Source organism: Ruegeria sp. CDSB086 (assembly GCF_059611065.1).
Map to the genome: position 1 here is coordinate 220,681 of NZ_JBXWOV010000006.1, position 22,687 is coordinate 243,367.

Below are 22,687 nucleotides of genomic sequence, written 5' to 3' on the forward strand. Positions count from 1 at the left end.
CATGGAATGGCTGAACGCTATCGTGCAGGGAACTCTACTCGGCGGGCTATACGCCCTATTCGCGGCAGGGTTGTCATTGATCTTTGGAGTCATGCGGCTGGTCAATATTGCCCATGGTGACCTGATTGTGCTGGCCGCATATCTAGGGCTGACGGTTACGACCGCGACGGGAATGCATCCGATGGCCGCGTTGGTGATCGTTGTTCCCGCCATGGCGTTGATCGGATATGCCCTTCAGCGCGGCCTTCTGAACCAAACTTTGGGCGACGATATTCTTCCGCCCTTGCTTGTCACCTTCGGCCTAAGCGTGATCATCCAGAACGGGTTGCTGGAGGTCTACACCGCAGACCCCCAAACATTGAATGCCGGTGCGCTGGAAACAGCGAGCGTTGCCGTGGGCGGTGTGGCACTCGGAATCTTACCGCTTCTCACCTTCGGTATCGCCATCGCGGTGATCTGGGGGCTGCAATGGACCTTCTATCATACCGCTTTGGGGCGCGCGTTCCGTGCCGTTTCGGACAATCAGGACATCGCCCAGCTCATGGGCCTTAATCGTCGGCACATCTTTGGTCTGGCCATGGCTCTGGCCCTGGGTGTGACTGCGATTGCCGGTATCCTGCTTGGGATTCGGACTAGCTTTGATCCCTCAATCGGCGGTGGTCGTCTGATCTTTGGCTTTGAGGCCGTCATTATCGGGGGGCTCGGCAACCTGTGGGGTACACTGGTTGGCGGCGTGATCCTTGGTGTTGCGCAGACCATCGGTGCCAAGATCGATCCGGGTTGGCAGGTGCTTGCTGGCCATATCGCCTTTCTTGTCATTCTTGCCGTTCGTCCGAACGGCCTCTTCCCGAGGATTTCAGGATGAATCTGCAGGACTATTCCGTATCTCGATCGTCAAAAGCAGCCCGGGTTGCTGCGATCCTTGCGGCGGTCACTCTACTCGTTCTGATAGCAGCGCCCTGGTGGGCGGGCCGCGCTGACATGCGTCTGATGGGCGAGTTGTTTCTCTACCTATCCCTCGCCACCCTTTGGAACCTCATGGCGGGTTACGCCGGTCTCGTCTCGGTTGGTCAGCAGGCCTATGTGGGCTTCGGTGGTTATATGCTCTTTGCGTTGACGATGTTGGGCGGGCTGCACCCGTTGGCCGCCATCGCAGCGGCGGGAGTGCTGGGGGCATTGATCTCAATCCCGGTTGCTGTTCTGATCTTCAGGCTAAGGGGCGCCTATTTCGCCATAGGCACCTGGGTCATCGCCGAAGTCTTTCGATTGAGCTTCGCGCAAATCTCAGCGCTTGGCGGAGGATCGGGGTCTTCGCTCCCCGTTGCCATCGTGAAATCGCTGGCGTCGGGTCGTGCGATGCGAGAAGCGCTTAGCTATTGGCTGGCGCTCGGGGCCGCTGTTCTGGTGGTGACAGCCGTGTATCTCTTCCTACGCTCGCGGCAAGGGTTGGCGCTGACGGCAATTCGCGACAACGAACTGGCTGCCGGTAGTCTTGGCATTGATATCTGGCGCACAAAGTTCATCGTATATGTCGTCACATCGGCATTCACAGCGATGATCGGCGCGCTCATCTTTTTGCAAAAACTGCGCATTTCGCCGGATGCGGCGTTCAGCGTCAATGACTGGACCGCCTTTGTTATCTTCATCGTGGTGATCGGCGGCATCGGAACCATCGAAGGGCCGATTATCGGTACGCTGGTTTTCTTCGCCCTGCGCGAAACACTCGCAGACCTCGGTACAACTTACCTGATCGTTCTCGGCGTTGTCGCAATCGTTGTCATGCTCAAGGCGCCAAAAGGCATCTGGGGCGTGATCCGCAGCCGTTATGACCTGCAACTTTTCCCGCTGGGCTATCGCGTAAAGCACATCGGACAATCCAAGGAAAACTGAACCCATGGCTCGTCAGAAAAAAACGATCATCACATGCGCCGTAACCGGCGCTATCCACACGCCAACCATGTCGGATGCACTTCCGTACACCTATGATGATATCGCGCGTCAGGCAATTGATGCTGCCGAGGCCGGCGCGTCGATCCTGCACCTGCATGCGCGCAACCCCGAGAACGGCTCACCATCGGTCGACCCGAAAGACTTCGCACCTTTCCTGCCGCGCATCAAACAAGCGACGGATGCTGTCGTGAACCTGTCGACCGGAGGATCGCTGACTTTGTCTATTCAGGACCGGATCAATCCGGCCAAGACCTTCAGCCCCGAAATGTGCTCGATGAACATGGGTTCGATGAACTTCTCGTTTCATCCGCTGGCTAACCGGTATGGCGATGACGATTGGAAGTTTGATTGGGAGAAGGACTATGTCGCAAATTCCGATCAGAACATATTTCGCAATACATTCCGGGACATTCGCGAAGCGGCAGAAACCCTGGCCCCACATGACATCAAATTCGAACACGAATGTTACGATGTCGGCCACTTGTACAACCTGAAATTCTGCATGGATATCGGGTTGTTCAAGGCACCCATATTCATTCAATTTATCTTTGGCATCCTCGGCGGAATCGGACCCGAGGTCGACAACCTGATCTTCATGAAACGTACGGCCGACCGGCTTTTCGGTGACGACTATCGGTGGTCAGTCTTGGGGGCTGGAGGGGCACAGATGTCGCTTGCCACGACGGCAAGCCAGATGGGTGGCAATATTCGTGTAGGACTGGAGGACAGCCTGTTCATTTCTCGAGGCGAACTAGCCGAGCGCAATGCTCAACAGGTGTCCAAAATTCGCCGCATCGTAGAGGACTTGGGCAGTCAGGTAGCTTCGCCCGACGAAGCCCGGGAAATTCTGGATTTGAAGGGTGGCGACCGGGTAGCGTTTTAGCAGGAAAGGCGCTTGCTACTCTGCAATACTAAACTGGGGATTGGTTCAATTCTGGGTTTCGACATTAGCAGCAGATTCGTTGAGAGGCCGTTGGTCGGTGTGGTTGAGAAATGCTTGACGTTTAGGTCAGAATTATCTGACGTGATTAGCTGGTTTTGAGGTTTTTGCCGTCGATTGAGATCAAAGATCTGTGACGTTTCACAGTAAGTGTTGAACGTCACACGAGCCTGACCCAACCGTCACAGTTGGACCAAAAACTGTCTGATCGTTCGACATAGGAATTTACCTTAAGTCAAACGCCCAAGGTGCGGGGAATCTTAACTCAGCGGTGTTTACTGGTTGTTGGTATTGGGTTGTGGCGTTGCCTCTCAGGTTGTCGGCTAGTCGCCATTTTAGGCCTACTCCAGACCTTCACCCTACTTTCAAGATGCTGCGGGCGAGCCCGCTTTCCCGACATTCGCTGCACGCGCAAGATCAGGAACTACTCAAACGGACACATTGCGGGACATTTCTGCCATCCAAATTGATGCCAGCCGTTTTGTTTTGGCGCAACTAGAGTTGGTAGATTTTGCTGAGAACGACTTGTAGACGTGGCCAAATTAGCCTGATCATGTGCTCTATTCGCTCACTCTGGTAAACTCGGAATTTAAGGCCCCGAAAGAATAGACAGTTGAAATGTGCGTTACTTTTTCAGTCGATTTGTCTCGGTCAATATAAACATTGAGACACTGTTCACGATTAACGTGGATGGCAGGTGTGCGTACACAGAACTGGTCCCCCTCGATCGACCAGTGACCGGAAATCGGTTGCCCTTTCATCCAGGCGAAGTTCATAGTGAGCGTGCCGTCAGTGCTGCGGTCTTGAGAATATGGCATTCCAAAGGGACCCAGCGTGTGCGTCTCCTGATAAATATCGGAAAAGAGTCCAATCAAATTGTCCTGCTGTAAACGGTCGGCCTCCCGCCCGGCTTCGAAATCGAAAGGTGATTCCGGTAATCCCGCGGCTCGCATTGCCTCACTCCAACGATCGTACAGAGCCGGATCGGCATACCGACCGAAATAGCCTCGCTGCCAGGCCAGATTGTTCCACACGGTCTCCTTGAGAAACTTTGCCATGTAAAATTTGGCTTCTTCCAGTTCGCCACGTCGGGCATAAGCATTCGCCAGTTGGGAGTACTGATCGATCTTGGTGGACTCTTCGGGAGGGGTCTGCTTAAGCAGTCCCAAGGCCTGCTCTACATCATCAAGCAGAAGGAAGGAGAAAGACAGGTCCCTCGTTTCGCCGGAATTCAGCCGCGGCGACAACGACTGGTATTTGTCGAGTTCCTGTAGTGATTCTTCATAGTTGCCGGCTGCTAGCTACGACAGGCCAAGAACAAATCGTAGCCAAGGCTCGTCAGGTTGGAGGAATACGGCCGCCCTCGCTTTCGCCAATGCCTGCTCGTGGTTTGACAGTTCAATCTCAATTCGAACCTGCAGACCAATCGCATAGACATTCGCGTCTTGTGCTTGGAGGATTGTTTCGATGCTTTCTCTCGCTGCATCTAGTGCATCAAGAGTGTAGCGTATGGTGTTGTTGCCCATACTCCAGATGGGAAAATTGGCTTCCGCGTATCCGACATGTGCGGCGATAAATCCGGGATCGAGGTTAATCGATTTCTCGTAGAGAGGCAGAGATTTTTCTAGATCGAAGAAGTTTCCGCTGTACCGAAACAACTCAGCCTGGGCAAATGCGAGGTAGGCCTCGAAACTGGTGGTAGGCTTGGATTCGAGTATCGCCCGCTCCGTCTGGTTGAGCCTGACCTTCATGGCGGCCGTAGCGCCCAGTTTCAGCATAGCCAAAACGCCAAATAGCTCGTCAGTCTTCCCGACCTCTTTCTGCTCCCAGACAACGTCCTCACTCGAGGCACTGATGTCGCGCAGACGCGCCGAGATCTCGACGGTATCGGCTTGGGATGTCGCTGTGCCGTCGAGGATGTATCACACCTCCAGATCATCCGGCACGTCGCTGGCAGCAAGTTCGATACCCTTGTATTGCATCGACACGTCGCGAGGTGCGATAGTCAGCCCCTTCAGCCGGGCAAACGAGGCAATCAAGTTCTCCGTCGCGGCCTCGGCAATCAGTCGGCTGCCAGCATCGGCGGCGGCCAGCGGCAACACCAGCAGCTTCGGTGGTCCGGTACTTGTCGGTGCAAACATCCGGTCGCGGGCGTAGAGTCCGGCGGCGATAGCCACCACCAGCGCGATCATCGCCAACGCCCCGTAGCGCACCAGCGGCAGTCGGGTCAGCGTCGCTTTTACCAACTTGCCAGCGTCACTTGGGTCGAGAAGCACTTGGAGAGTCTGGACTGGTTCCGAGATGTTTTTGACCTTTTGCGGACCAAGATCGGCAAATCCCAAGTCGAGCTTACCTTTTACATTGTTGAACACGGCTTCCGAGATCCGTATACTACCCGCCTCTGCCAATCCCTCCAGTCGCGAGGCAACGTTGACGCCATCGCCAAATATATCGTCGCCATCGATTATGATGTCCCCGAGGTGTACGCCAATTCGGTAGGCAATTCGTCGGTCTTCTGGGTTGTCCTTTTCGCGATCAGCCATCCACTCACGCTTGCTTTGGGCTTGGGTCCTGTGGAACTCTGACCGATGGGCGACATACGCCAAAGCCACCCATTATTTGCATTCTCTCGCGCTACCTAGAGAGCCTATGCACAGGTGCGGCATTGCCAAGTTATCTGAGGTGGATTGGAATATGCGTGAGACCGTGCAATCAGGCCGATAGTTCCGCCACACACCCTTCCCACAGCTCGGACACGTCGGCTCTGGCATGGCAGTAGGAGTGATTGGTAGGACGATAGCGGACGGGACGAGAGATCGTACTGATTTGGTCGTGGACGACGAGAAGTCGTTGCGTTTGGCGTAGTGAGTTGAACCGACCCATCATCTTTTCCTGTTTTCGCGTCGGCCGCTGTGATCCTTCGATCCGGATGTCGAGCCCCCTTGTGCGCCGGATGGTCGGTGCCCGGCGCGATGGCCTTGGTCGGGGGAAGAAGCATTAGGGGTAGCTGTGCTGAAGTTCGAGCGTGCGTAGCTTGAATGAACGTTTTTGGGCGAATTGGAAGGGCCTCATGGCGGACAAATCCGCCTTTCTTATCAATTGCGCAACGGTACGCTTTCAGAAAAGGGCGTGACACTGTTGTTCAAACTTGGGTCCGGCACATATCCAGAAATGCTGTTACCGGATCCGTTTGTTGCACGGCCCTTGCCAGAGCAATGGTGACCTCGAACTGGCCAATCTCTTGCGCGAGCGGACGCGTGACGACAGCATCGCCTTCAATCGTCAGATTCCGGCCAGGCGGGAAGCCAACAAGAGTAAAGCCCAATCCTTTTCCCACATATGCTTGAACCATTTCGCGCGATTGCGAGGTCAGCGGCACCTCCGGATCAAGACCGGCAGCCCGCAACAAGTCAAGATAGCTGGGGCCGGGACCAGCGCGCGATACGGCAATGTAGGGAATGTCGGACAGGGCCTCGAGCTTCACGCTGTCTGCCTTTGCCAAAGGGTGCGATGCGGGCAGCAAAACCAAGGGCGGCAACGCCTTCAGGATTTCGACATCGAAGCGCGTATTATCAAAGCCCTGATTAAAAACAACAAGCGCATCGACCTTTCCAGCATCAAGTGCAGCAACGAGGCTTGGAAAATCATCTTCCACGACTTCGATACGTACACGGGCATAGTGGTTGCGGAACGTCAGAACCGCGGGCAACACGATCCGTTGGGCAATGGCGTAGTGTGTTCCGATTCGGATCGTTCCGGTTTCCCCTTTGGCCATTTCGGCGGCACGTCGGTCCAGGGCCTTCGCCCGCATTAGCAGAGCTTCTGCATCGGCTAGGAACTCCGTACCCGCGCTGGTCAGCCGCATACCCCGTGCGGGAAAACGATCAAACAAGGTCAAGCCAGTGACCGCTTCGAGTTTATCAAGCGCCGAGGAGATCGCCGGAGCGGAGACGTTCAGTTTTCGCGCCGCAGGCGCGATACCACCGCAACGGGCGATTTCCGACAAAAAGGCAAGTTGACGTAGCGAAAACCGAACCATCAGTAAAATCATCCTTTGAGCCAGATTAATTCAGTTTTTCCGATCTTAAGCAATATCCTACTCTTCTCGCTAGAAAACAGGGAGAGAACCGATGGACATCAGACCTTTGACAGGCAGCTTGGGGGCAGAAGTTTTCGGAGCCGACGTAAGAGACGGTGCGCAGTTTGCACAAATCCAGGCAGCCTTCGCCAAATACTCCGTCGTTGTTCTCAGAGGGCAAAACATTGCTTCGGAAGACCACCTCGACTTCGCGCGCCGCTTCGGTCCGATCAACGTGAACCGCTTTTTCAAACCTGTCGACGGGCACCCTGAAATTGCAACCGTCCTGAAGGAAAAGGACCAGAAAGAAGCGGTGGGCGAAGGCTGGCACACCGATCATTCCTACGACCAGGTCCCGGCGATGGGATCAATCCTGCATGCCATCGAAATGCCCCCCTACGGCGGTGATACGCTTTTCGTTTCGATGGGCGCGGCCTATGAGGCTCTGTCGGAACCCATGCGCCGGTTTCTTGATGGGCTGACGGCCGTGCATTCGTCGCGCCACGTCTTTGGCGAGGCCACGTTGGATAGTGAAGCGGCCAAAAGCGGAAGGTTGGCTAATGCCGAGGCAGCGACGCAAGATGCGCGCCATCCTGTCGTCATCAAACATCCACTCAGCGGGCGCCGCGGATTGTTCGTAAACCCTGTCTTTACTACGCACATTGAAGGCCTGACGTTCGATGAATCCGCGGCCGTCCTCAATATGATCTATGAGCATTGCAGACAGCCCGAATTTCAGGCCCGAGTCCGTTGGCAGGAAGGCGACATCACCATGTGGGACAATCGCGCCACCTGGCACAAGGCGATCAACGATTATCACGGATTCCGGCGTCTCATGCACAGGATCACTGTGGATGGCGTAGCCTTATCGCGTTAGAAGCCCGATGTTGGTCGAGCAAGCGCAAAAGGAATGTGATGCGCGAAGCGGTCATTCATATGCCGCGTAGAATCTGACATTTTGGGCGCGGAGCCAATTTGGACCGCAAGGCCCGTCAAAGTCGGAAAGGCGGACAAAGCTGCCGTTGGTCTTCCGGCCTGCAATGACCACTTTGGTGTTTTGACCTCCGTAATCAGCCACAATATTGCAGCTCAGGCTTTCGCGAACGTGGGCAGGGCTATAGAGGTAACCGCATGTACTTCCAACTTTCAGCTTTTCTTGCATCAACCCTGCGACAGGTAAGACACGCGTATCTTTGGGTCACAGGAAGGTTTTTAAGGCTTGTATTCGTGGTTTGGGCCTTGGCTTTTGGAACAGCAATTGCGTCTATTATTGTGCTGAATCTTGGTGGAAGTGTTTTCTGGCAGCTTGGGGTGTTTGGGTTGGGATCTGGCTCGACGTTACATTTTGCAATGAAAGTAAAAAAGTTTATGATCACAGACAAATAGACCATGCTTAAGCTGCCATTGCTTTTGGGTGCTCAGTAGTATTGATAGCGTTTAGTTTCGCACAAACTTCCCTGCTGCGAAACCAAGCATGGCTATGCCAAAAAGACCAAGCGGCGCTGCAGTCCTCAAATCGGTCATGAGGCAACAGTACCTATATGTTGCCCAAAACGTATCATCCCATTCTTCGAAGCCGCTATGGGTGAAGCGAACACCTCTACCAACCTGAACAATCAGCCAAGCCGCAATAATGAATGCAATTCCAATAATGAGGGCAATCCACTTCATGATTGCTGTATAGCCGTACTGCGGAGATGAGCAAGTTTGGGCTCTTCTCAAACCTTAGCTGCAGGGCAATCTAACAGCAGCTTCACCGTCTAGGTCAGAAATGCTTGATGTTTGAGTCAGAATTTAAATACGCGAATTTTGCTTTTCTTGAGGTTTTGGCAACCGATTGAGTCAAAGATTTGTGACAATCTCTTCCGGTTTGTGTCGTTTGAGACCCATATCCAATCCTCCGTTTCCTAACTGTTGGGGTGGACCAATTCGGTGGCGGAGGTTCATCATTGAGAGTTCGATGCTGTGGGGGTTATGATCCACGACGATCAATTGTCCTGTCTAAATGCCAAAAATTGTGGGCTCGACGCTCGCTTCAAGCCTCGTAAAGGTGTTTTCGAACAGTTGGATCGATCCTGTTGCTTTGGGCAGGGTAGATCCCGCAAGCGGCAATAGCCTCACGGGCTGTCACACGCTCATGCAAGCGTTTCCAGATTGTCTTGGCAGCATAAGGATGCGGGTATGGTCGCCATGCGACACCCATTGTCATGCCCCGCAGGTACTTCAGCTGCTGACGGTGTGCAGAATACAATATGGTGGTGGCAACGCTACCTTCACGCGCAAGCTCGTGCTCGGTCACGAATATCCTGTTCCCACGCATTGTCACCAAACCCGCATAGCGCGAAATCTGGTGCGTGCTCTTGTCTGGGGATATGGCAATTTCCCTGGATCGGATCGTGAACAACCCATCAACTTCCTGAATCCGGATCAATGAGCAAAAAATCTTTCCTTCCCAAGAAGGCGTGCAGAAATAGGAATGATAGAAGCCTACATATCGCCTCAGGTTTTTCTGTTGGCTCCGAAATGGATCCAGAAATGCGTCCGTGGGCGCTGTCCCAGATTGGGGCAGGGTGCCTTTCAGCATTCGTTCAAAAGCATCGGTTTCAGCAAACAACTCTGCTTCTGTCAGGCCGAAATGACGCGCGATGCGACGCATGTTGTGGGCAGAGGGCAGACTGGAGCCATTCAGGTAGCGATTGAATTGCTGTCTGTTGACGCCGATATCGCGGCAAATCTGTGAAATGTTCCCATGCTCTGCGCACAGCGACCGCAGGTTGGCAGAAAAATTGTCTGACACAGGCAAAACCTTTCGCGTTCTGACGCTATATCACTGCAAAATGCGTCAGTTCACGTAAGATCGCACAATTTGTTTTATCTGCAAATCGGTTTCTTCTTCGGCATCAACTCGCAACAGACAAGCGCCCAGATGCCAATTGAAACCATCGAGAACACATGGATCACGCTCGCCGATGGGCGACGGCTGGCTGCGCGCATCTGGTTGCCCGAAACCGGTCCTGCCCCCGCAATTCTGGAATATTTACCGTACCGCAAACGTGACGGCACTGCGCCAAGAGATGAAACGACACACACGGTTTTTGCCGAGGCAGGCTATGTCTGCATCCGCGTTGACATAGCAGGAACCGGGGACAGCGAAGGGCAATTCGACGACGAGTACTCTGAGCAGGAACTGCATGATGGTGAGGAAGTCATAGCCTGGATCGCCGCGCAGGATTGGTGTGACGGCCATATCGGGATGATCGGGATATCGTGGGGTGGGTTTAACGGCTTGCAGCTAGCCTTTCGACAACCACCAGCATTAAAGGCCGTCGTCAGCGTCGCCTCGACCGTGGATCGCTATGCGGATGACATCCATTTCATGGGCGGGTGCCTGCTGAGTGACAACATGAACTGGGGCAGTCAAATGTTTGCCTATCTGACCCGCCCCGCTGATCAAGACCTTCGTACAGATTGGCGAGAGGATTGGTTGGCCCGGCTTCAAAACGTCTCATTCTCTGCTGCGGATTGGCTGCGCCATCAAACGCGTGACGCGTTTTGGAAACATGGATCGGTTTGCGAGGATTTGTCCGCGATCCAAACCCCCGTTTTGGCTATCACCGGATGGGCAGATGCCTATGTCAATGCGCCCACGGCATTGGCAGCCAACCTAACCGTGCCTACCAAGGCCGTCATTGGGCCTTGGGAACACCGCTATCCTCACATCTCGAAACTCGATCCTGCAGACTTTCACTCCGAAGTGATCGGCTGGTTTGACCGCTGGCTGAAAGGACAGGAAAATGGGGCCGAGGACTTGCCTGCGTACAGGACTTACATGCAGGAACACTTCAATCCGACGGCGCACAACTCTGCTCGGCAAGGTCGTTGGATTGCGGAAACCACGTGGCCGTCGCCGCATGTGTCTGACCAGGCTTGGCATTTGACGCAAGGGGGGTTTTCTCGGGAACCGGCTACAGGCACGGTCGCTGTCACATCACCCAGTCATGTCGGTAGGGAAGGCGGATATTTCTGTGCGGGCATGCGGATCGACAATGAACTTGCAGGGGATCAGGCAAGGGATGATGCCCTGTCGGTTTGTTTTGACAGCGCGCCGCTGCAGGCCCCGCTGGAGCTGCTGGGCCGAGCAAAGCTGAAGTTTAGGTTTTCGGTAGATCGACCTGTTGCCCAACTTGTCGCGCGGTTATGCGATGTCTCGCCCGTAGGTGTATCGCAGCGCATCAGCTATCGTCCACTGAACCTGTGCCATTACCGCAGTCATGAAACGCCCGAAAGTCTGCGGCCGGGTGAAATCTATGAAGCCGAAATTGTTCTGAACGAATGCGCGCATTATTTGCGCGAGGGTCACGTGTTGCGACTGGCGCTGTCGACGTCATACTGGCCGATCGTCTGGCCAGCACCGCACTCGGCCGAGGTGACAATGTACTTGCAGGATTGCACCCTGCATTTGCCGGTGCGGGAAGTCACGCATGAGGTTCAAGCCTCTGAACCTGGCCCGGCACAGAACTATCCAGTTCTTGCCGGTGAACAATTGCGTCCACCATCCGCGCAATCCGAACGCACCGTGACCAAAAATGGTCAGGTGGTTCTGGAGACATTTGATGACTACGGAAAATCGCGCGACCCGTATCATGATCTGATTGTCGGCAGTGACGTTCGTATGCGCTACTGCATTCACCCCGATGATCCGACAACCGCACATTTCGAGACCGCTTGGAGTTTTTCGTTCGAGCGCGAAGATTGGCAAGTCGCCATCTCAACCGAATGCCGGATGACCTGCGACGCGCAAAATTTCTATCTCTACCGCAAACTACGCGCCACTGAAGGTGCAGATGAAATCGAAGTTTTGACGAAGGAATGGTCCGAAACCGTTCCGCGCGGACTTCTCTAACTTAATCCAAGGGAGGATACTATGAAGATCGAATGGACAAAGGCCAATGTAGGTCGGCGGATGTTCCTGAAAGGTGCAACCGCGCTAGGGGCCGCCACGGCGCTTCCGATGGGATGGGCGAACCGTGCGTTTGCAGCAGATGACGGCGTGCTGCGGGTGCGGGCCTATGGAGATGCGCAGAACATGGATCCGGCTCATTCCGTTGGTGTTGTTGAAGAGGAGGTGCATGCTTCGATCTACAACAAGCTGATTCAGTACAAACCAGGCGAGGAATGGGGCTGGCAGATGGATGCCGCCACGATGATCGAGCAGGTTGATCCGACCCATATCAAGTTCGCATTGCGTGACGATATCGGGTTCACCAATGGATTTGGCGCGATGACCGCCGAGGACGTCAAGTTCAGCATGGAACGGATCGTGGACGACGCAACCGACAGTCCGAACAAGCCCGATCTGGGGCCATTCAGCCACGTGGACGTGACCAGCGAACGCGAAGGCACGATCGTGCTGAACAAACCGTTTGCACCGATCTGGTCGATTGCCCTGCCGTATATCACTGGCAACATTGTCTCGAAAGCAGCGGTCGAAGCCGCCGGCGGCCGGATCGGCGCTGATCCGGTTGCGGAATCCGGCCCGTATTTGCGCGACAGCTGGTCGCCCAAGGAAAAGACCGTTCTTAAGCGTAACCCCGACTGGAAAGGGGACGCGCCCACTTGGGACACCGTCGAGATCTATCCGATTGACGATGAAAACACTGCCGAGATTGCGTTCGAAGCGGGTGAACTGGATGTAACCCGCGTGTCGCTGGGCTCGGTCGAGCGTTACCGCGCCGGGGTTCCCAATGGTGGATCGCTGGTCGAAAAACCCTCGCTTTATTATGTCTGGATGGGCATGAACGTCGAGCATCCGAAGCTGCAAAATCAAAAACTGCGGCAGGCGATTCAGCACGCGGTGGATGTACCCAGCATTCTGGAGGCCGCATATTTTGGTGCTGCCGAACCAGCGACCGGCATCATCGCACCGGGCCTCGCCGGGCATCGGGCTTCTTCGCTGGTGCCACCGGCGGCGGATTTTGAGAAGGCGGCACAACTGCTGGCGGAATCCGGTGAAACCAATGTCACGCTGACCCTCGACACGCTGAACAAAACGACCTTCACGACAACGGCTCAGATCATTCAGGCGACGCTCGCGCAAATTGGGATCACGGTTGAAGTCAACGTTCTGGAATCCGGTGCATTCTGGGCGTCCGGCGACAATGAAAACCTGCAGCTCGTTCTGAACCGTTTTTCGATGACCCCAGATCCGTATTATGCGACGTCGTGGTTCACGCCTGAACAGATAGGAAAATGGAACTGGGAACGCTTTAACAGCCCTGAATTCAACGAGATTCACGAAACTGCGGCTGCTGAAACGGATATCGCAAAGCGGGCGGAAATGTATCAGCGTGCGCAGGATCTGATGGAAGAAAGCGGCGCCTATCGCTTCATTACGCACGAGGCGACACCGGTCATTCACAGCGCCCGGGTCATTCCTGCATTGCGGCCAGATGGCCTGTCGTTGCTTCGCTATTTCGGCAAGGCGACCTGACCTCCCCAGGTCGACCGGGCACGGCGAGCGCGTGACGCTCGCCGTGCCAAATTGAACGCCATCAAGCCACAAGGAGCCAGTTGGCCATGCTAAGTTTTGCAACCCGTCGCTTCGGGCTGTCGCTGCTCATCCTGTTCGTGGCGGTCACCGTCATGTTCCTGATGATCCGCGCCGTGCCTGGCGATCCGGTCCAGATCATGCTGGGCCCGCGTGCCACGCCCGAACTTCAGGCCCAACTCACAGCGGCGCTGGGGCTTGATCAACCGATCTGGAAACAGCTTTTGATCTTCTATGGGAATCTGCTGCAAGGAGACCTGGGAACCGATGTATTTTCGGGTCGGTCCGTGACGGACATCGTGTTCCAGCAATTGCCATTCACTCTGGAACTGATTTTTGCGTCAATCCTTTGGTCTGCAAGCCTGGGCATCGCACTTGGTGCCTATGCTGCGGCACATCCCAACACGCTGATCGATCGGATCGCCGCAGCAATTTCCGTCAGCTTCGTGGCTGCCCCGGCCTTTGTTGTCGCACTTTTGGCGCTGCTGGTATTCGCCGTGCATTTGCAGTGGTTTCCCGCCATCGGCGCCGGAGAGGGGTTCTGGGATCGCCTCGACCATCTGGTTCTGCCCGCCTTTGCCATCGGCCTCAGCTGGGTTGGCTATATTGCCCGGCTGGTACGCGCTTCGATGCTCGAGGTTATGGGCGAAAGCCATGTGCGCACGGCGCGCGCCTTTGGCATCGCCGAGCGTCGCGTGGTCATGGTTTATGCACTGCGGATCGCCATTCTGCCGGTCGTTACGGTGATCGGGGTAGGGATGGGCTTTCTTCTCAGTTCGGCGGTTTTTGCTGAAATCGTCTTTGCCCGTCCGGGTTTGGGTAAGTTGGTTATCGATAGCATTACCACCCGAAACTACCCGATTGTTATGGGCTCCGTCCTTATATCAACGGCGTTGTTCGTGGTGTCGACCGCATTGGCAGATCTGATTAATGCGTTGCTCGACCCACGTGCGCGCACGGCTCATTGAGGAGGGAGCGTTATGGAAAAATCTCGTTCCGAACTTGGCCAGATCATCATCGGCGTCGCCCGCGACCCGCTTGGTCTTATGGGCTTGATCATCGTCGGTGTCATCGTGTTCTGTGCCATCTTCGCCTATTGGATTGTACCCTATGATCCGATTGCGATGGATATCAAATCCCGCTTGCAAGGGCCGTCCGCCGCACACCTGCTTGGTACAGATCAATTAGGGCGCGATACGTTTTCGCGGGTCATCGCCGGGGGGCAGGTTGCGCTCAAGGTGGCATTGCCCGCCGTGTTCGGCGCTATGGCGATTGGCCTGACGCTGGGCATGATTGCCGGGTATGGGCCCAAATGGCTTGATAACCTTCTGATGCTGTTCTTCGATACCATCCGATCTTTTCCAACGGTGATGTTTGCGCTTGCAGTTGTGGCCCTGATCGGACCCAGCCTGCAGACGGTGGTATTCGTGGTCATGGCGACCTCAATCCCAACATATGGGCGCGTGGCGCGAACCCAGACTCTGACGCTGCGCAACTCTGAATTCATTTTGGCAGAGCGGTCGATGGGGGCCAGCATGGCGCGCATTCTGGGCGTGCATATGCTGCCGAATATCATTGGCGTTCTAGCTGTGTTGGCGGCCATGGATATCCCCACGGTTATCGCGCTGGAGGCGGGGCTGTCCTTTCTGGGGCTGGGCGTGAAACCACCGACCCCCAGCTGGGGTGCCTTGCTGAAGGACGGGTATTCATTGATCCGCCAAACCCCCTGGTTGGTGGTCGGTGGTGGGCTCCCGATCATTCTGGCGACGCTCGGATTTACCTTCCTGGGTGAAAGCCTGCGCGATGTGGTTGACCCGAAACTGAGGAAACAGCGATGACCGACACACTTCTGGAAATCGACCACCTCAGCGTCGATTACGAAACAGGCCGTGGTGACCTCAAGGCTCTGAGGGACATCACATTCGACGTCAACAAAGGCGAAATAGTTGGCATTGTCGGGGAATCCGGCTGCGGTAAGTCCACTCTGATCTCGTCCATCCTGCGTTTGACAGCGCCTAATACGCGGTTCCGCGAAGGAGAGATCAGGTTCAAAGGACAGGATCTGCTGCGGGCCTCCGAACGACATATGCGCGACTTGCGTGGGTCGGACATATCCATCGTCTTTCAGGACCCGATGCAAACGCACAATCCGGTTCTGACCATCGGGCAGCAGATGCTGGACATTCAGCACCGCTCCAAACAGTCAAAGGCGGACAAGCTGGCCCACGCAGCCAAGATGTTAGGCGCCGTTGGCATTCCCGATCCCGAAGCTCGCCTGAAACAGTATCCACATGAATTTTCTGGCGGGATGCGTCAACGGATCGCCATTGCGATGGCGTTGATGTCCGAACCTGACCTTTTGATCGCGGATGAGCCGACAACTGCGCTGGATGCAACGCTAGAGGTGCAGATCATCGAACGCCTGCAAGAGCTGCAGCGCGAGTTTCACTGTGCCATCCTGTTTATTTCACACCATCTGGGTGTGATTGCGGAGCTCTGTGATCGGGTGGTGGTGATGTATGCCGGTGCGGTGGTCGAAAGTGGGGACGTGCGAGAGATTTTCCACAATCCCAAACATCCCTACACACGCCGCCTGATCGAATGCGACCCCGGCCACATCAAGGAACGCGCCCGCGTATTGCCAACCATTCCAGGAGAAGTGCCCGATCTGGCGAACCTGCCAGGGGGCTGCATATTCCGGGATCGGTGCGATCAGGCGATGGCGCGCTGTGCCAGCGAGGTGCCCCCCTTGGATCAACTGAAGCAAGGCCACCACGCCGCGTGCTGGCTGAATCATGAGGAGGCCACAACATGAGCTTGCTGAACGTTGTGGACCTGCACACCAGTTACGGGCCGGTCAATGTGCTGGCAGGTGTCAGCTTTACCGTGCAACCCGGCGAGACCTACGCGCTGGTTGGCGAAAGCGGTTCCGGCAAAACGACCGTGATACGCGCCATTGCGGGGCTTGCGCCCGCACAGGACGGTTCGGTCACATTTGAGGGGCAGGAAATTCGCGGCGCGCCGGAACGTGTCATGCGTCCGCTGCGCAAGGATATGGCGATGATGTTTCAGGATCCGGTCGGCAGTCTGTCACCGCGCCTGACCATCCGTAGCCTGATCACCGAGCCTTATCGCATTCAGGGCATGAAAGACCGCGATCTGGATGCCGAGGCCAAGCGCCTGTTGGAAATGGTGAACCTGCCGACGCATTTCGCCGATCGCTATCCTTATCAGTTGTCGGGTGGTCAGGCACGGCGCGTGGGCGTGGCGCGCGCATTGGCGCTGGAACCCAAGCTGATCCTTGCGGATGAGCCGACCGCGGGCCTCGATGTGTCGGTACAGGGTGAGCTTTTGAACCTGCTCAACGATCTGCGTGAAAGATTGGGGCTGGCGATGGTGATCATCACCCATAACCTCAGCGTCGTGCGCCACGTGGCCGACAGAATGGGCATCATGTATCTGGGCCGGTTGGTCGAGGAAGGCACGACCGAGACGATCTTCGACGACCCGCGCCATCCCTATACACGCTGCCTTCTGAGCGCCAACCCAGAGCCCGACCCGGATGCACGATTGGAACGGATCGCCCTAAAAGGTGAACCCCCCAGCCTGCTCAAACGCCCTTCGGGATGTGAATTCCGTGAACGCTGTCCTTTTGCAAAGGAAATTTGCACCCAGACCCCGGAATGGGAAGTGGACGGCGGTCACGGGCTGCGTTGTCTGGCGCCGTTGTCGTAGAAGGAAATCCAATGCCAAGTACACTTTTTTTCAACGGCACAATCCTGACTATGGATGCGCAGAATTCTTCGCCGGAGGCGGTTCTGACCGAAGGACACAGGATTAAGGACGTTGGAACCGAGGCCGATCTGCGCGCTTGCATGCCGCCGGATACTCAGGAACGCAACCTGCGGGGGCGCACTCTGATGCCCGCGTTTATTGACCCACACGGGCATTTTCCGGATCCCGGGTTCATCCGGCTGTTCCGTGTTGACCTGTCGTCGCCTCCTCTAGGGGATTGCCGGACCATGGCGCAGGCGTTGGACAGGCTTCGGGAAAAGGCTAGTGCAACGCCCGAGGGTGAATGGATCATGGGGGTGTCGATTGACAATACATCCATTCTCGATGGTCGCATGCCCACGCGGGCCGAGTTGGACAAGGTATCACAACGTCATCCAATCTGGGTTATTCATGCATCGGGTCACAATGGTACGGCAAATTCTCTTGCGCTTGAGAGGCGTGGGGTAACCCGTCACACACCGGACCCGGACGGCGGCCGTTTTGGCCGTGACCCTGAAACCGGAACCCTAACGGGATTGATCGAAGGTCTTTCGGCCATGGGAGAGATGGGCGATACAGATTTCCTGATCGACCGCGAAAGGTTCTGGCAGGGCTTTGATGCCTGCCGTGACGAATATCTGACCCATGGGGTGACCTATGCCCAAAATGCCTGGACGTCGCAAACCATGCTGGATCACTTCGCCAGCCTGCCCGCAGATCAGGATCCGGGAATTGATATCGAGCTGTTACCCGTCGGGAGTCTGGAGCCAGAACTAAGTACCCAATGGATCGGCACGAACTGGCCCGGCAACCCGCATTTCACACTAGGTCCGCGCAAACTGTTCACGGATGGAGCCTTTCAACTGCAGACCGCGTATCTGACTGCCCCGTATTTCAAGCCGGCTGATCCAGAACATCCACGTGGGATGACTTACACCTCGCAAGAGCAGCTGGATGCTGATGTCAGCAAACTCCATAGCAAGGGACTACAGATTCATTGCCACTGTAACGGCGATGCCGGCGCAGAGATGTTCATTGATGCGGTTGAAAAAGTACTGCGAGCGTCCCCCCGTACAGATCATCGTCACACCATTATTCATGGCCAGGCCCTGCGAGATGATCAGTTAGAGCGTATGGCCCAACTTGGCCTTACTGTTAGCTTCTTTCCCGCCCATGTTTATTTTTGGGGGGATCGCCACTACGACACCTTCTTGGGCCCCGAGCGGTCCGAGAGGATATCCCCGGCAGCATCAGCCGAGCGGTTTGGCGTGCGTTATACGATCCACAACGATGCGTCGGTCACGCCAACACGTCCAATCCACCTGGCCCATTGTGCGGTAAATCGGAAAACCTCTTCAGGCCGTGTGCTTGGCGAGGATCAAAAGATCAACGTTCTGTCAGCTTTGCGTGCCCAGACGATCGATGCCGCTTGGCAGGTCTTCAAAGAGGATCAACGTGGGTCTATCGAACCGAGTAAAGCTGCAGACTTCGTTGTCCTTTCGCGCAATCCCCTTCACGATCCGAACCGTCTGAAGGATACACAGGTGCTCGAAACGATCCGAGCCGGTCAAAGTGTTTTTGCCGCAACGCATGCCAAAAAAGAAATCGAGCACACCTAATGAAGACCAAGCGTATTGCGATTGCGGGGTTTCAGCATGAAACAAATTGCTTTGGTGTGACAAAGGCCGGTCTCCCCGAGTTTGAGATGGCAGATTCCTGGCCCGGCATGTTGCGCGGTGAAAAGGTCTTGTTGGAAACGGAGGGCATGAACTTACCCGTCGCAGGTTTTGCTGCGGCTGCTCAAGCCGCAGGGGTTGAGGTTGTTCCAATCCTTTGGTGTTCTGCCGAGCCGTCTGCGCATGTAACCGATCATGCATTCGAAACGATTTGCGGGATGTTGTTCAATGGAATCCGAGATGCCGGCCACATTGACGGCGTTTATCTGGATCTCCACGGGGCAATGGTCACTGAAAGCCTTGCTGACGGTGAAGGAGAGCTTCTGCGCCGTATTCGAGAGCTTGTGGGTCCCGGAACTCCAGTGGTCGCAAGTTTGGATCTGCACGCCAATATCTCTGCTCAGATGGTCGAATATACGGACTATTTGTCTGTTTTTAGAACCTATCCTCATTTGGATATGGCGGAAACCGGCGCACGATGCGTTCCTGTCCTGCAGCAATTGCTGGCGGGCGAAACACTATACAAAGTGTTCCAGCCGGTGCCATATCTCATCCCTTTGCATGCGCAACATACGGGCTCTGCGCCATTCGACGAAATCTACCAGTTACCAGTTAGACTTGAGCGGCAGGAAACCTTGGCCGACATTGCTTTGGGCTTCACGGCGGCGGACTTCCCTGACACCGGCCCGGCCTGCCTTGCCTACTCAGCCACAGCCCAGAAAGCCGCCGCCGCCGCCGAAGAAATCGTCAACTTGTTTATATCCCGGGAAGCCGATCTTGATTGTTCGATGCTGTCGTTGGAGGAAGCTGTTTCGACATGCCGCGAAAGACGGGAAAAACCCGTTGTTCTCGCAGATGTTCAGGACAACGCTGGCGCGGGCGGGACGTCTGATACCACAGGCTTGCTGGCCGCACTGATTGAGGGTGGGGTAAAGAGTGTTGTGATGGGTCTTTTCCATGATCCGGACAGCGCAATGCAAGCCCATGAGGCAGGAGAGGGTGCACTGATTGAGTTGGCAATCGGTGCAAAGTCGAACCTGGCCGGACACGTTCCGGTCAAAGCAGAGTTTGAGGTCCTGGCTTTGGGTGATGGCACTTGCCGCTATACCGGAGAAATGTATGGCGGTGGCGTGGCAACGCTGGGCAAAACAGCTGCTCTACGATTGGTTGGGCACGAGGCCGATATTGACCTTGTCGTCACAAGCATACGCAATCAATGCCTGGATCGTGCACATTTTACTCATATCGGGCTAAACCCTGCGAATTATTCGGTGATATGCGTGAAGAGCACCACCCACTTTCGAGCTGACTTCGAACAGATTGCAGGAGGTATTTTTGCGGTCTCTTCTCCAGGTGCCTTTCTCTGCGATTTGGAAATAGTCCCTTACGCTTGTATCACTAGAAGGCTTCCTAAGGCCCGTGAAACTTATTTCGATGTTCGTTGAGTTGTTGGCACGAGGAAACTGCCCACTCTATGAAATGTGCCTGTTTGGCTACTCAGCAAACCACATTCCACTAGGATCCATCATATCTTCAGATCGAGGCGGGGCTTCCAAAACGGCCGGAAGAGTTCAATCTTCGGACATCGATTCATCACAACTTTGAGGCCCGCATCCTCGGCGAGCTGTGCTGCTTTGTCGTCGTAGACGCCGATCTGTCCCCAAAGAACTTTGGCTTCGATCGCGATGGCCTTTTCGGCAAAGCCAAAGAGTTCTTCCTTGGGGCGGAAGACATCCACCATGTCAACGGGTTTGTCGATTTCTTCGAGTGAATGATAGACCTTCAGGCCCCTGATTTCCTTGACGTTCGGGTTAGGGTTTACCGGCAGAATGTCGTAGCCAATTTCGCTGAGCTGTCGCAGAACGCCGTAGCTAAATTTCGTTTTGTCGGCGCTTGCACCAACCATTGCAATGGTTTTGACCGACTTCAGGATCTCAGCGAGATACTTGGGGTCGTAATCATACATACGGTCGATATCTGCTTCGGGCATCGGTTAACCTTCCTTCGGCGTCGCAATGTCTGCCTTGAGTTCGTGGGGTTTGAGCGGATCGAGGAACGGATTGCGGTAAAGCTTGTCATGGCTCTCAACCCCGATCTCCAAGGTGATGTCGGACGTCGCGCGTGCCACGCAGAGGATTACGTAGCCGTTGGCGATCTGCCTATTGTTCAGCGCGACCTGTCGGCGCTGATCCACCGTGCCTGTTTTAAGTTTCGCGGCGCAGGTAATGCAGCCGCCGTATTTGCAGCCGAAGGGCAGATCAACCCCCTGTTCGCGTAACGTGTCCAAAAGTGGGCGTCGTGCGTTCACCTCATATGTCGCGCCATCCCTGTTGGCGATCGTCACAGTATGCGTTGTCATAGCCAAATGTCGCTTGTGCAATCACCGCCTGGATACCGGCTCTCGTGGCAGCGCGAGGGGCCATTTGGCTCTTTCCCAAAATCTACGATGAAGTCCTCGTTGATCTTCATGCCGCCGTTTTCAGGATCGCAATCTATCATGACCATTACTCCGCCCTTTTCGCGGATCTCGGGATAGAATTGGTTGTCCCAAGTCGAAAACAGCGAGGTGGTGACATAGAGCCTGCGTCCGTCGAGAGAGAGTTGGAACATCTGTGGACCGCCAGCGACCTCAACCCCATTAACGGCTGGCGCCTTGCCCAAAAGCCCCCCCATGTATACTTGGCCGGTCAGCTTGGGATTATGCGGGTCGGTGATGTCGTATTGGCGCATGTCGCCATGAAGCCAATTGTTGAGATAGAGGTATTTGTCGTCCATCGAGATCAGTATCGCCGACATCACTCCTGGCAGCGGGATCGGCCATTCCGGGTGCATCTCGTTATCAACGTCGATGATCTTTTCCCACTTCCACACGTCGTCGCTGTCTTTCCACCAGTGAATGACGTTGGTCGACAGCGCGGCCCCACAAAACCCATGCGTGCTGTCGGGGTCGTGGTGGAACTTGACCTCCAACGGCAACAGCCCGTCTTCGCCTAGATAGAAGCTTTCGACTGGTTCGCGTTTTTCGAAATCCCAGAAATGCAACTCGCGCCCGTATTTCAGATGGCCAACTTCTTCCAGATCGAAACCCGGCATAAAGGTGTTGGGCGCGGCCCATTCGGAACTCACCATCACGTTGTGACGGGGCTGATACCAGAAATCATAACCGAACTTGATGCCGCCCATCGAGTTCTCCCAGCGGCCGACGATGTTGAATTCTTTATCGAGATGCAGATAGCCGCCCGGAGCTTCACCCTTGGCGTCTCCAAGGAAGGAAATGATGATCTCCGAACCCAGACAATGCACTGTATGCGGCCCTGACAGATCGGCCTTGGCCTTAATCTCGGCCCCGTCGATAACCTTGTGCAGCCGTGGTGCGCGAGGGTCGGTGGCCGTATCGACGATATGTAGGTTGTTGGAACGCACGCCAGGCAGGATCAGGTACTTTCGCGACATTGAGCCGTCGTCGTGACAGGACGAACAGGCATTCCAGCCCATGTGATGAAGTTCATCCCCGATCCCCGGCATTTCCAGCCGGTGGATCACCTGAGAATAAGTTGGGCTTTCCGGGTCTACATCCACTGTCGCAAGATAGTCGGGCTTCTGAATGCCCGTGCCTGTATAAATGGCAATCGTGTAAAGAAGCTTCTCACGGGGGGCTTGGATTGCCTCTTGCGGGCTGGCGTAGCCCGGTCCGCAACATGCACCATCCATCGTTGAACCCT

Annotated in this window: 21 protein-coding genes; 12 read left to right on the plus strand and 9 right to left on the minus strand. The window is 55.4% G+C overall.

Annotated elements, in window-relative coordinates; genetic code table 11:
* The first annotated feature begins 1 nt into the window (after position 1).
* Genes AC2FIO_RS14075 through kce form a run of 3 tightly spaced genes read left to right on the plus strand, consistent with a single transcriptional unit; the run spans position 2 to position 2,833 of the window.
* Positions 2-865 carry a branched-chain amino acid ABC transporter permease gene (locus tag AC2FIO_RS14075; RefSeq protein WP_108862215.1) on the plus strand — a complete coding sequence of 288 codons (864 nt, stop codon included), beginning with the start codon at positions 2-4 and terminating at the stop codon, positions 863-865.
* Complete coding sequence (locus tag AC2FIO_RS14080) at positions 862-1,890, plus strand: branched-chain amino acid ABC transporter permease (RefSeq protein ID WP_108862214.1); 1,029 nt, start codon at positions 862-864, stop codon at positions 1,888-1,890. The genes AC2FIO_RS14075 and AC2FIO_RS14080 overlap by 4 nt, the downstream gene beginning before the upstream one ends.
* Positions 1,891-1,894: 4 nt before the next feature.
* Positions 1,895-2,833, plus strand: a complete 939-nt coding sequence (kce, locus tag AC2FIO_RS14085) for a 3,5-dioxohexanoate:acetyl-CoA acetone transferase (protein ID WP_496698398.1) — start codon at positions 1,895-1,897, stop codon at positions 2,831-2,833.
* 617 nt (positions 2,834-3,450) lie between these two features.
* On the opposite strand, the gene AC2FIO_RS14090 is transcribed toward kce, so the two are convergent.
* From AC2FIO_RS14090 to AC2FIO_RS14105, 4 genes are all read right to left on the minus strand, one after another.
* Positions 3,451-4,137, minus strand: coding sequence for a hypothetical protein (locus tag AC2FIO_RS14090; protein ID WP_496698400.1), 687 nt, complete (start codon positions 4,135-4,137; stop codon positions 3,451-3,453).
* A 54-nt stretch (positions 4,138-4,191) separates the two neighbouring features.
* On the minus strand, positions 4,192-4,668 hold the full coding sequence (locus AC2FIO_RS14095) for a hypothetical protein (RefSeq protein WP_496698401.1): 477 nt from the start codon (positions 4,666-4,668) through the stop codon (positions 4,192-4,194).
* 144 nt (positions 4,669-4,812) lie between these two features.
* Positions 4,813-5,433, minus strand: coding sequence for an adenylate/guanylate cyclase domain-containing protein (locus AC2FIO_RS14100; protein ID WP_496698402.1), 621 nt, complete (start codon positions 5,431-5,433; stop codon positions 4,813-4,815).
* A gap of 599 nt (positions 5,434-6,032) precedes the next feature.
* Entirely contained in the window at positions 6,033-6,929 is an 897-nt protein-coding gene (locus AC2FIO_RS14105) for a LysR family transcriptional regulator (protein WP_496698404.1), read from the minus strand.
* A gap of 91 nt (positions 6,930-7,020) precedes the next feature.
* Between AC2FIO_RS14105 and AC2FIO_RS14110 the strand changes: the two genes are divergently transcribed.
* The gene (locus AC2FIO_RS14110; protein WP_496698405.1) at positions 7,021-7,845 is read left to right on the plus strand and encodes a TauD/TfdA dioxygenase family protein; all 825 of its coding nucleotides are present in this window, start codon (positions 7,021-7,023) and stop codon (positions 7,843-7,845) included.
* A gap of 560 nt (positions 7,846-8,405) precedes the next feature.
* Here AC2FIO_RS14110 and AC2FIO_RS14115 read toward each other — a convergent pair.
* A complete protein-coding gene (locus tag AC2FIO_RS14115) occupies positions 8,406-8,639 on the minus strand; it encodes a hypothetical protein (protein WP_496698406.1) in 234 nt (77 codons plus the stop codon).
* 364 nt (positions 8,640-9,003) lie between these two features.
* Positions 9,004-9,765 carry a helix-turn-helix transcriptional regulator gene (locus AC2FIO_RS14120; RefSeq protein WP_472724729.1) on the minus strand — a complete coding sequence of 254 codons (762 nt, stop codon included), beginning with the start codon at positions 9,763-9,765 and terminating at the stop codon, positions 9,004-9,006.
* A 129-nt stretch (positions 9,766-9,894) separates the two neighbouring features.
* Between AC2FIO_RS14120 and AC2FIO_RS14125 the strand changes: the two genes are divergently transcribed.
* The 8 genes from AC2FIO_RS14125 to AC2FIO_RS14160 all read left to right on the plus strand — a co-directional run bounded on the left by AC2FIO_RS14125 (position 9,895) and on the right by AC2FIO_RS14160 (position 20,410).
* Complete coding sequence (locus AC2FIO_RS14125) at positions 9,895-11,871, plus strand: CocE/NonD family hydrolase (protein WP_496698408.1); 1,977 nt, start codon at positions 9,895-9,897, stop codon at positions 11,869-11,871.
* Between the two features lie 21 nt (positions 11,872-11,892).
* Entirely contained in the window at positions 11,893-13,458 is a 1,566-nt protein-coding gene (locus AC2FIO_RS14130; protein ID WP_496698410.1) for an ABC transporter substrate-binding protein, read from the plus strand.
* Positions 13,459-13,544: 86 nt separating this feature from the next.
* Complete coding sequence (locus AC2FIO_RS14135; RefSeq protein WP_108859860.1) at positions 13,545-14,483, plus strand: ABC transporter permease; 939 nt, start codon at positions 13,545-13,547, stop codon at positions 14,481-14,483.
* A 12-nt stretch (positions 14,484-14,495) separates the two neighbouring features.
* Positions 14,496-15,353 (plus strand): ABC transporter permease, encoded by an 858-nt coding sequence (locus AC2FIO_RS14140; RefSeq protein WP_113791915.1) that lies wholly within the window; start codon positions 14,496-14,498, stop codon positions 15,351-15,353.
* A complete protein-coding gene (locus AC2FIO_RS14145) occupies positions 15,350-16,330 on the plus strand; it encodes an ABC transporter ATP-binding protein (protein ID WP_496698412.1) in 981 nt (326 codons plus the stop codon). Before AC2FIO_RS14140 ends, AC2FIO_RS14145 begins: the two co-directional genes overlap by 4 nt.
* Positions 16,327-17,250 (plus strand): oligopeptide/dipeptide ABC transporter ATP-binding protein, encoded by a 924-nt coding sequence (locus AC2FIO_RS14150; RefSeq protein WP_496698414.1) that lies wholly within the window; start codon positions 16,327-16,329, stop codon positions 17,248-17,250. The genes AC2FIO_RS14145 and AC2FIO_RS14150 overlap by 4 nt, the downstream gene beginning before the upstream one ends.
* Positions 17,251-17,261: 11 nt before the next feature.
* Positions 17,262-18,908, plus strand: a complete 1,647-nt coding sequence (locus AC2FIO_RS14155; protein WP_496698415.1) for an amidohydrolase — start codon at positions 17,262-17,264, stop codon at positions 18,906-18,908.
* Complete coding sequence (locus AC2FIO_RS14160; RefSeq protein WP_496698417.1) at positions 18,908-20,410, plus strand: M81 family metallopeptidase; 1,503 nt, start codon at positions 18,908-18,910, stop codon at positions 20,408-20,410. The genes AC2FIO_RS14155 and AC2FIO_RS14160 overlap by 1 nt, the downstream gene beginning before the upstream one ends.
* 80 nt (positions 20,411-20,490) lie before the next feature.
* On the opposite strand, the gene AC2FIO_RS14165 is transcribed toward AC2FIO_RS14160, so the two are convergent.
* Genes AC2FIO_RS14165 through AC2FIO_RS14175 form a run of 3 tightly spaced genes read right to left on the minus strand, consistent with a single transcriptional unit; the run spans position 20,491 to position 22,676 of the window.
* The gene (locus AC2FIO_RS14165; RefSeq protein WP_058273704.1) at positions 20,491-20,955 is read right to left on the minus strand and encodes a CoA-binding protein; all 465 of its coding nucleotides are present in this window, start codon (positions 20,953-20,955) and stop codon (positions 20,491-20,493) included.
* A 3-nt stretch (positions 20,956-20,958) separates the two neighbouring features.
* Positions 20,959-21,324, minus strand: coding sequence for a 2Fe-2S iron-sulfur cluster-binding protein (locus tag AC2FIO_RS14170; RefSeq protein ID WP_282120777.1), 366 nt, complete (start codon positions 21,322-21,324; stop codon positions 20,959-20,961).
* The gene (locus tag AC2FIO_RS14175; RefSeq protein ID WP_282120778.1) at positions 21,321-22,676 is read right to left on the minus strand and encodes a selenium-binding family protein; all 1,356 of its coding nucleotides are present in this window, start codon (positions 22,674-22,676) and stop codon (positions 21,321-21,323) included. The genes AC2FIO_RS14170 and AC2FIO_RS14175 overlap by 4 nt, the downstream gene beginning before the upstream one ends.
* Positions 22,677-22,687: the final 11 nt, after the last annotated feature.

Bases quoted from the DNA above. Each gene is read 5' to 3' on its own strand.
- AC2FIO_RS14140 (WP_113791915.1), top strand. From the start codon at position 14,496: ATGGAAAAATCTCGTTCCGAACTTGGCCAGATCATCATCGGCGTCGCC.
- AC2FIO_RS14175 (WP_282120778.1), bottom strand. From the start codon at position 22,676: ATGGATGGTGCATGTTGCGGACCGGGCTACGCCAGCCCGCAAGAGGCA.
- AC2FIO_RS14095 (WP_496698401.1), bottom strand. From the start codon at position 4,668: ATGCTGAAACTGGGCGCTACGGCCGCCATGAAGGTCAGGCTCAACCAG.
- AC2FIO_RS14115 (WP_496698406.1), bottom strand. From the start codon at position 8,639: ATGAAGTGGATTGCCCTCATTATTGGAATTGCATTCATTATTGCGGCT.
- AC2FIO_RS14080 (WP_108862214.1), top strand. From the start codon at position 862: ATGAATCTGCAGGACTATTCCGTATCTCGATCGTCAAAAGCAGCCCGG.
- AC2FIO_RS14160 (WP_496698417.1), top strand. From the start codon at position 18,908: ATGAAGACCAAGCGTATTGCGATTGCGGGGTTTCAGCATGAAACAAAT.
- AC2FIO_RS14150 (WP_496698414.1), top strand. From the start codon at position 16,327: ATGAGCTTGCTGAACGTTGTGGACCTGCACACCAGTTACGGGCCGGTC.
- AC2FIO_RS14110 (WP_496698405.1), top strand. From the start codon at position 7,021: ATGGACATCAGACCTTTGACAGGCAGCTTGGGGGCAGAAGTTTTCGGA.
- AC2FIO_RS14105 (WP_496698404.1), bottom strand. From the start codon at position 6,929: ATGGTTCGGTTTTCGCTACGTCAACTTGCCTTTTTGTCGGAAATCGCC.
- AC2FIO_RS14075 (WP_108862215.1), top strand. From the start codon at position 2: ATGGAATGGCTGAACGCTATCGTGCAGGGAACTCTACTCGGCGGGCTA.
- AC2FIO_RS14135 (WP_108859860.1), top strand. From the start codon at position 13,545: ATGCTAAGTTTTGCAACCCGTCGCTTCGGGCTGTCGCTGCTCATCCTG.
- AC2FIO_RS14165 (WP_058273704.1), bottom strand. From the start codon at position 20,955: ATGCCCGAAGCAGATATCGACCGTATGTATGATTACGACCCCAAGTAT.
- kce (WP_496698398.1), top strand. From the start codon at position 1,895: ATGGCTCGTCAGAAAAAAACGATCATCACATGCGCCGTAACCGGCGCT.
- AC2FIO_RS14170 (WP_282120777.1), bottom strand. From the start codon at position 21,324: ATGACAACGCATACTGTGACGATCGCCAACAGGGATGGCGCGACATAT.
- AC2FIO_RS14125 (WP_496698408.1), top strand. From the start codon at position 9,895: ATGCCAATTGAAACCATCGAGAACACATGGATCACGCTCGCCGATGGG.
- AC2FIO_RS14100 (WP_496698402.1), bottom strand. From the start codon at position 5,433: ATGGCTGATCGCGAAAAGGACAACCCAGAAGACCGACGAATTGCCTAC.
- AC2FIO_RS14130 (WP_496698410.1), top strand. From the start codon at position 11,893: ATGAAGATCGAATGGACAAAGGCCAATGTAGGTCGGCGGATGTTCCTG.
- AC2FIO_RS14155 (WP_496698415.1), top strand. From the start codon at position 17,262: ATGCCAAGTACACTTTTTTTCAACGGCACAATCCTGACTATGGATGCG.
- AC2FIO_RS14145 (WP_496698412.1), top strand. From the start codon at position 15,350: ATGACCGACACACTTCTGGAAATCGACCACCTCAGCGTCGATTACGAA.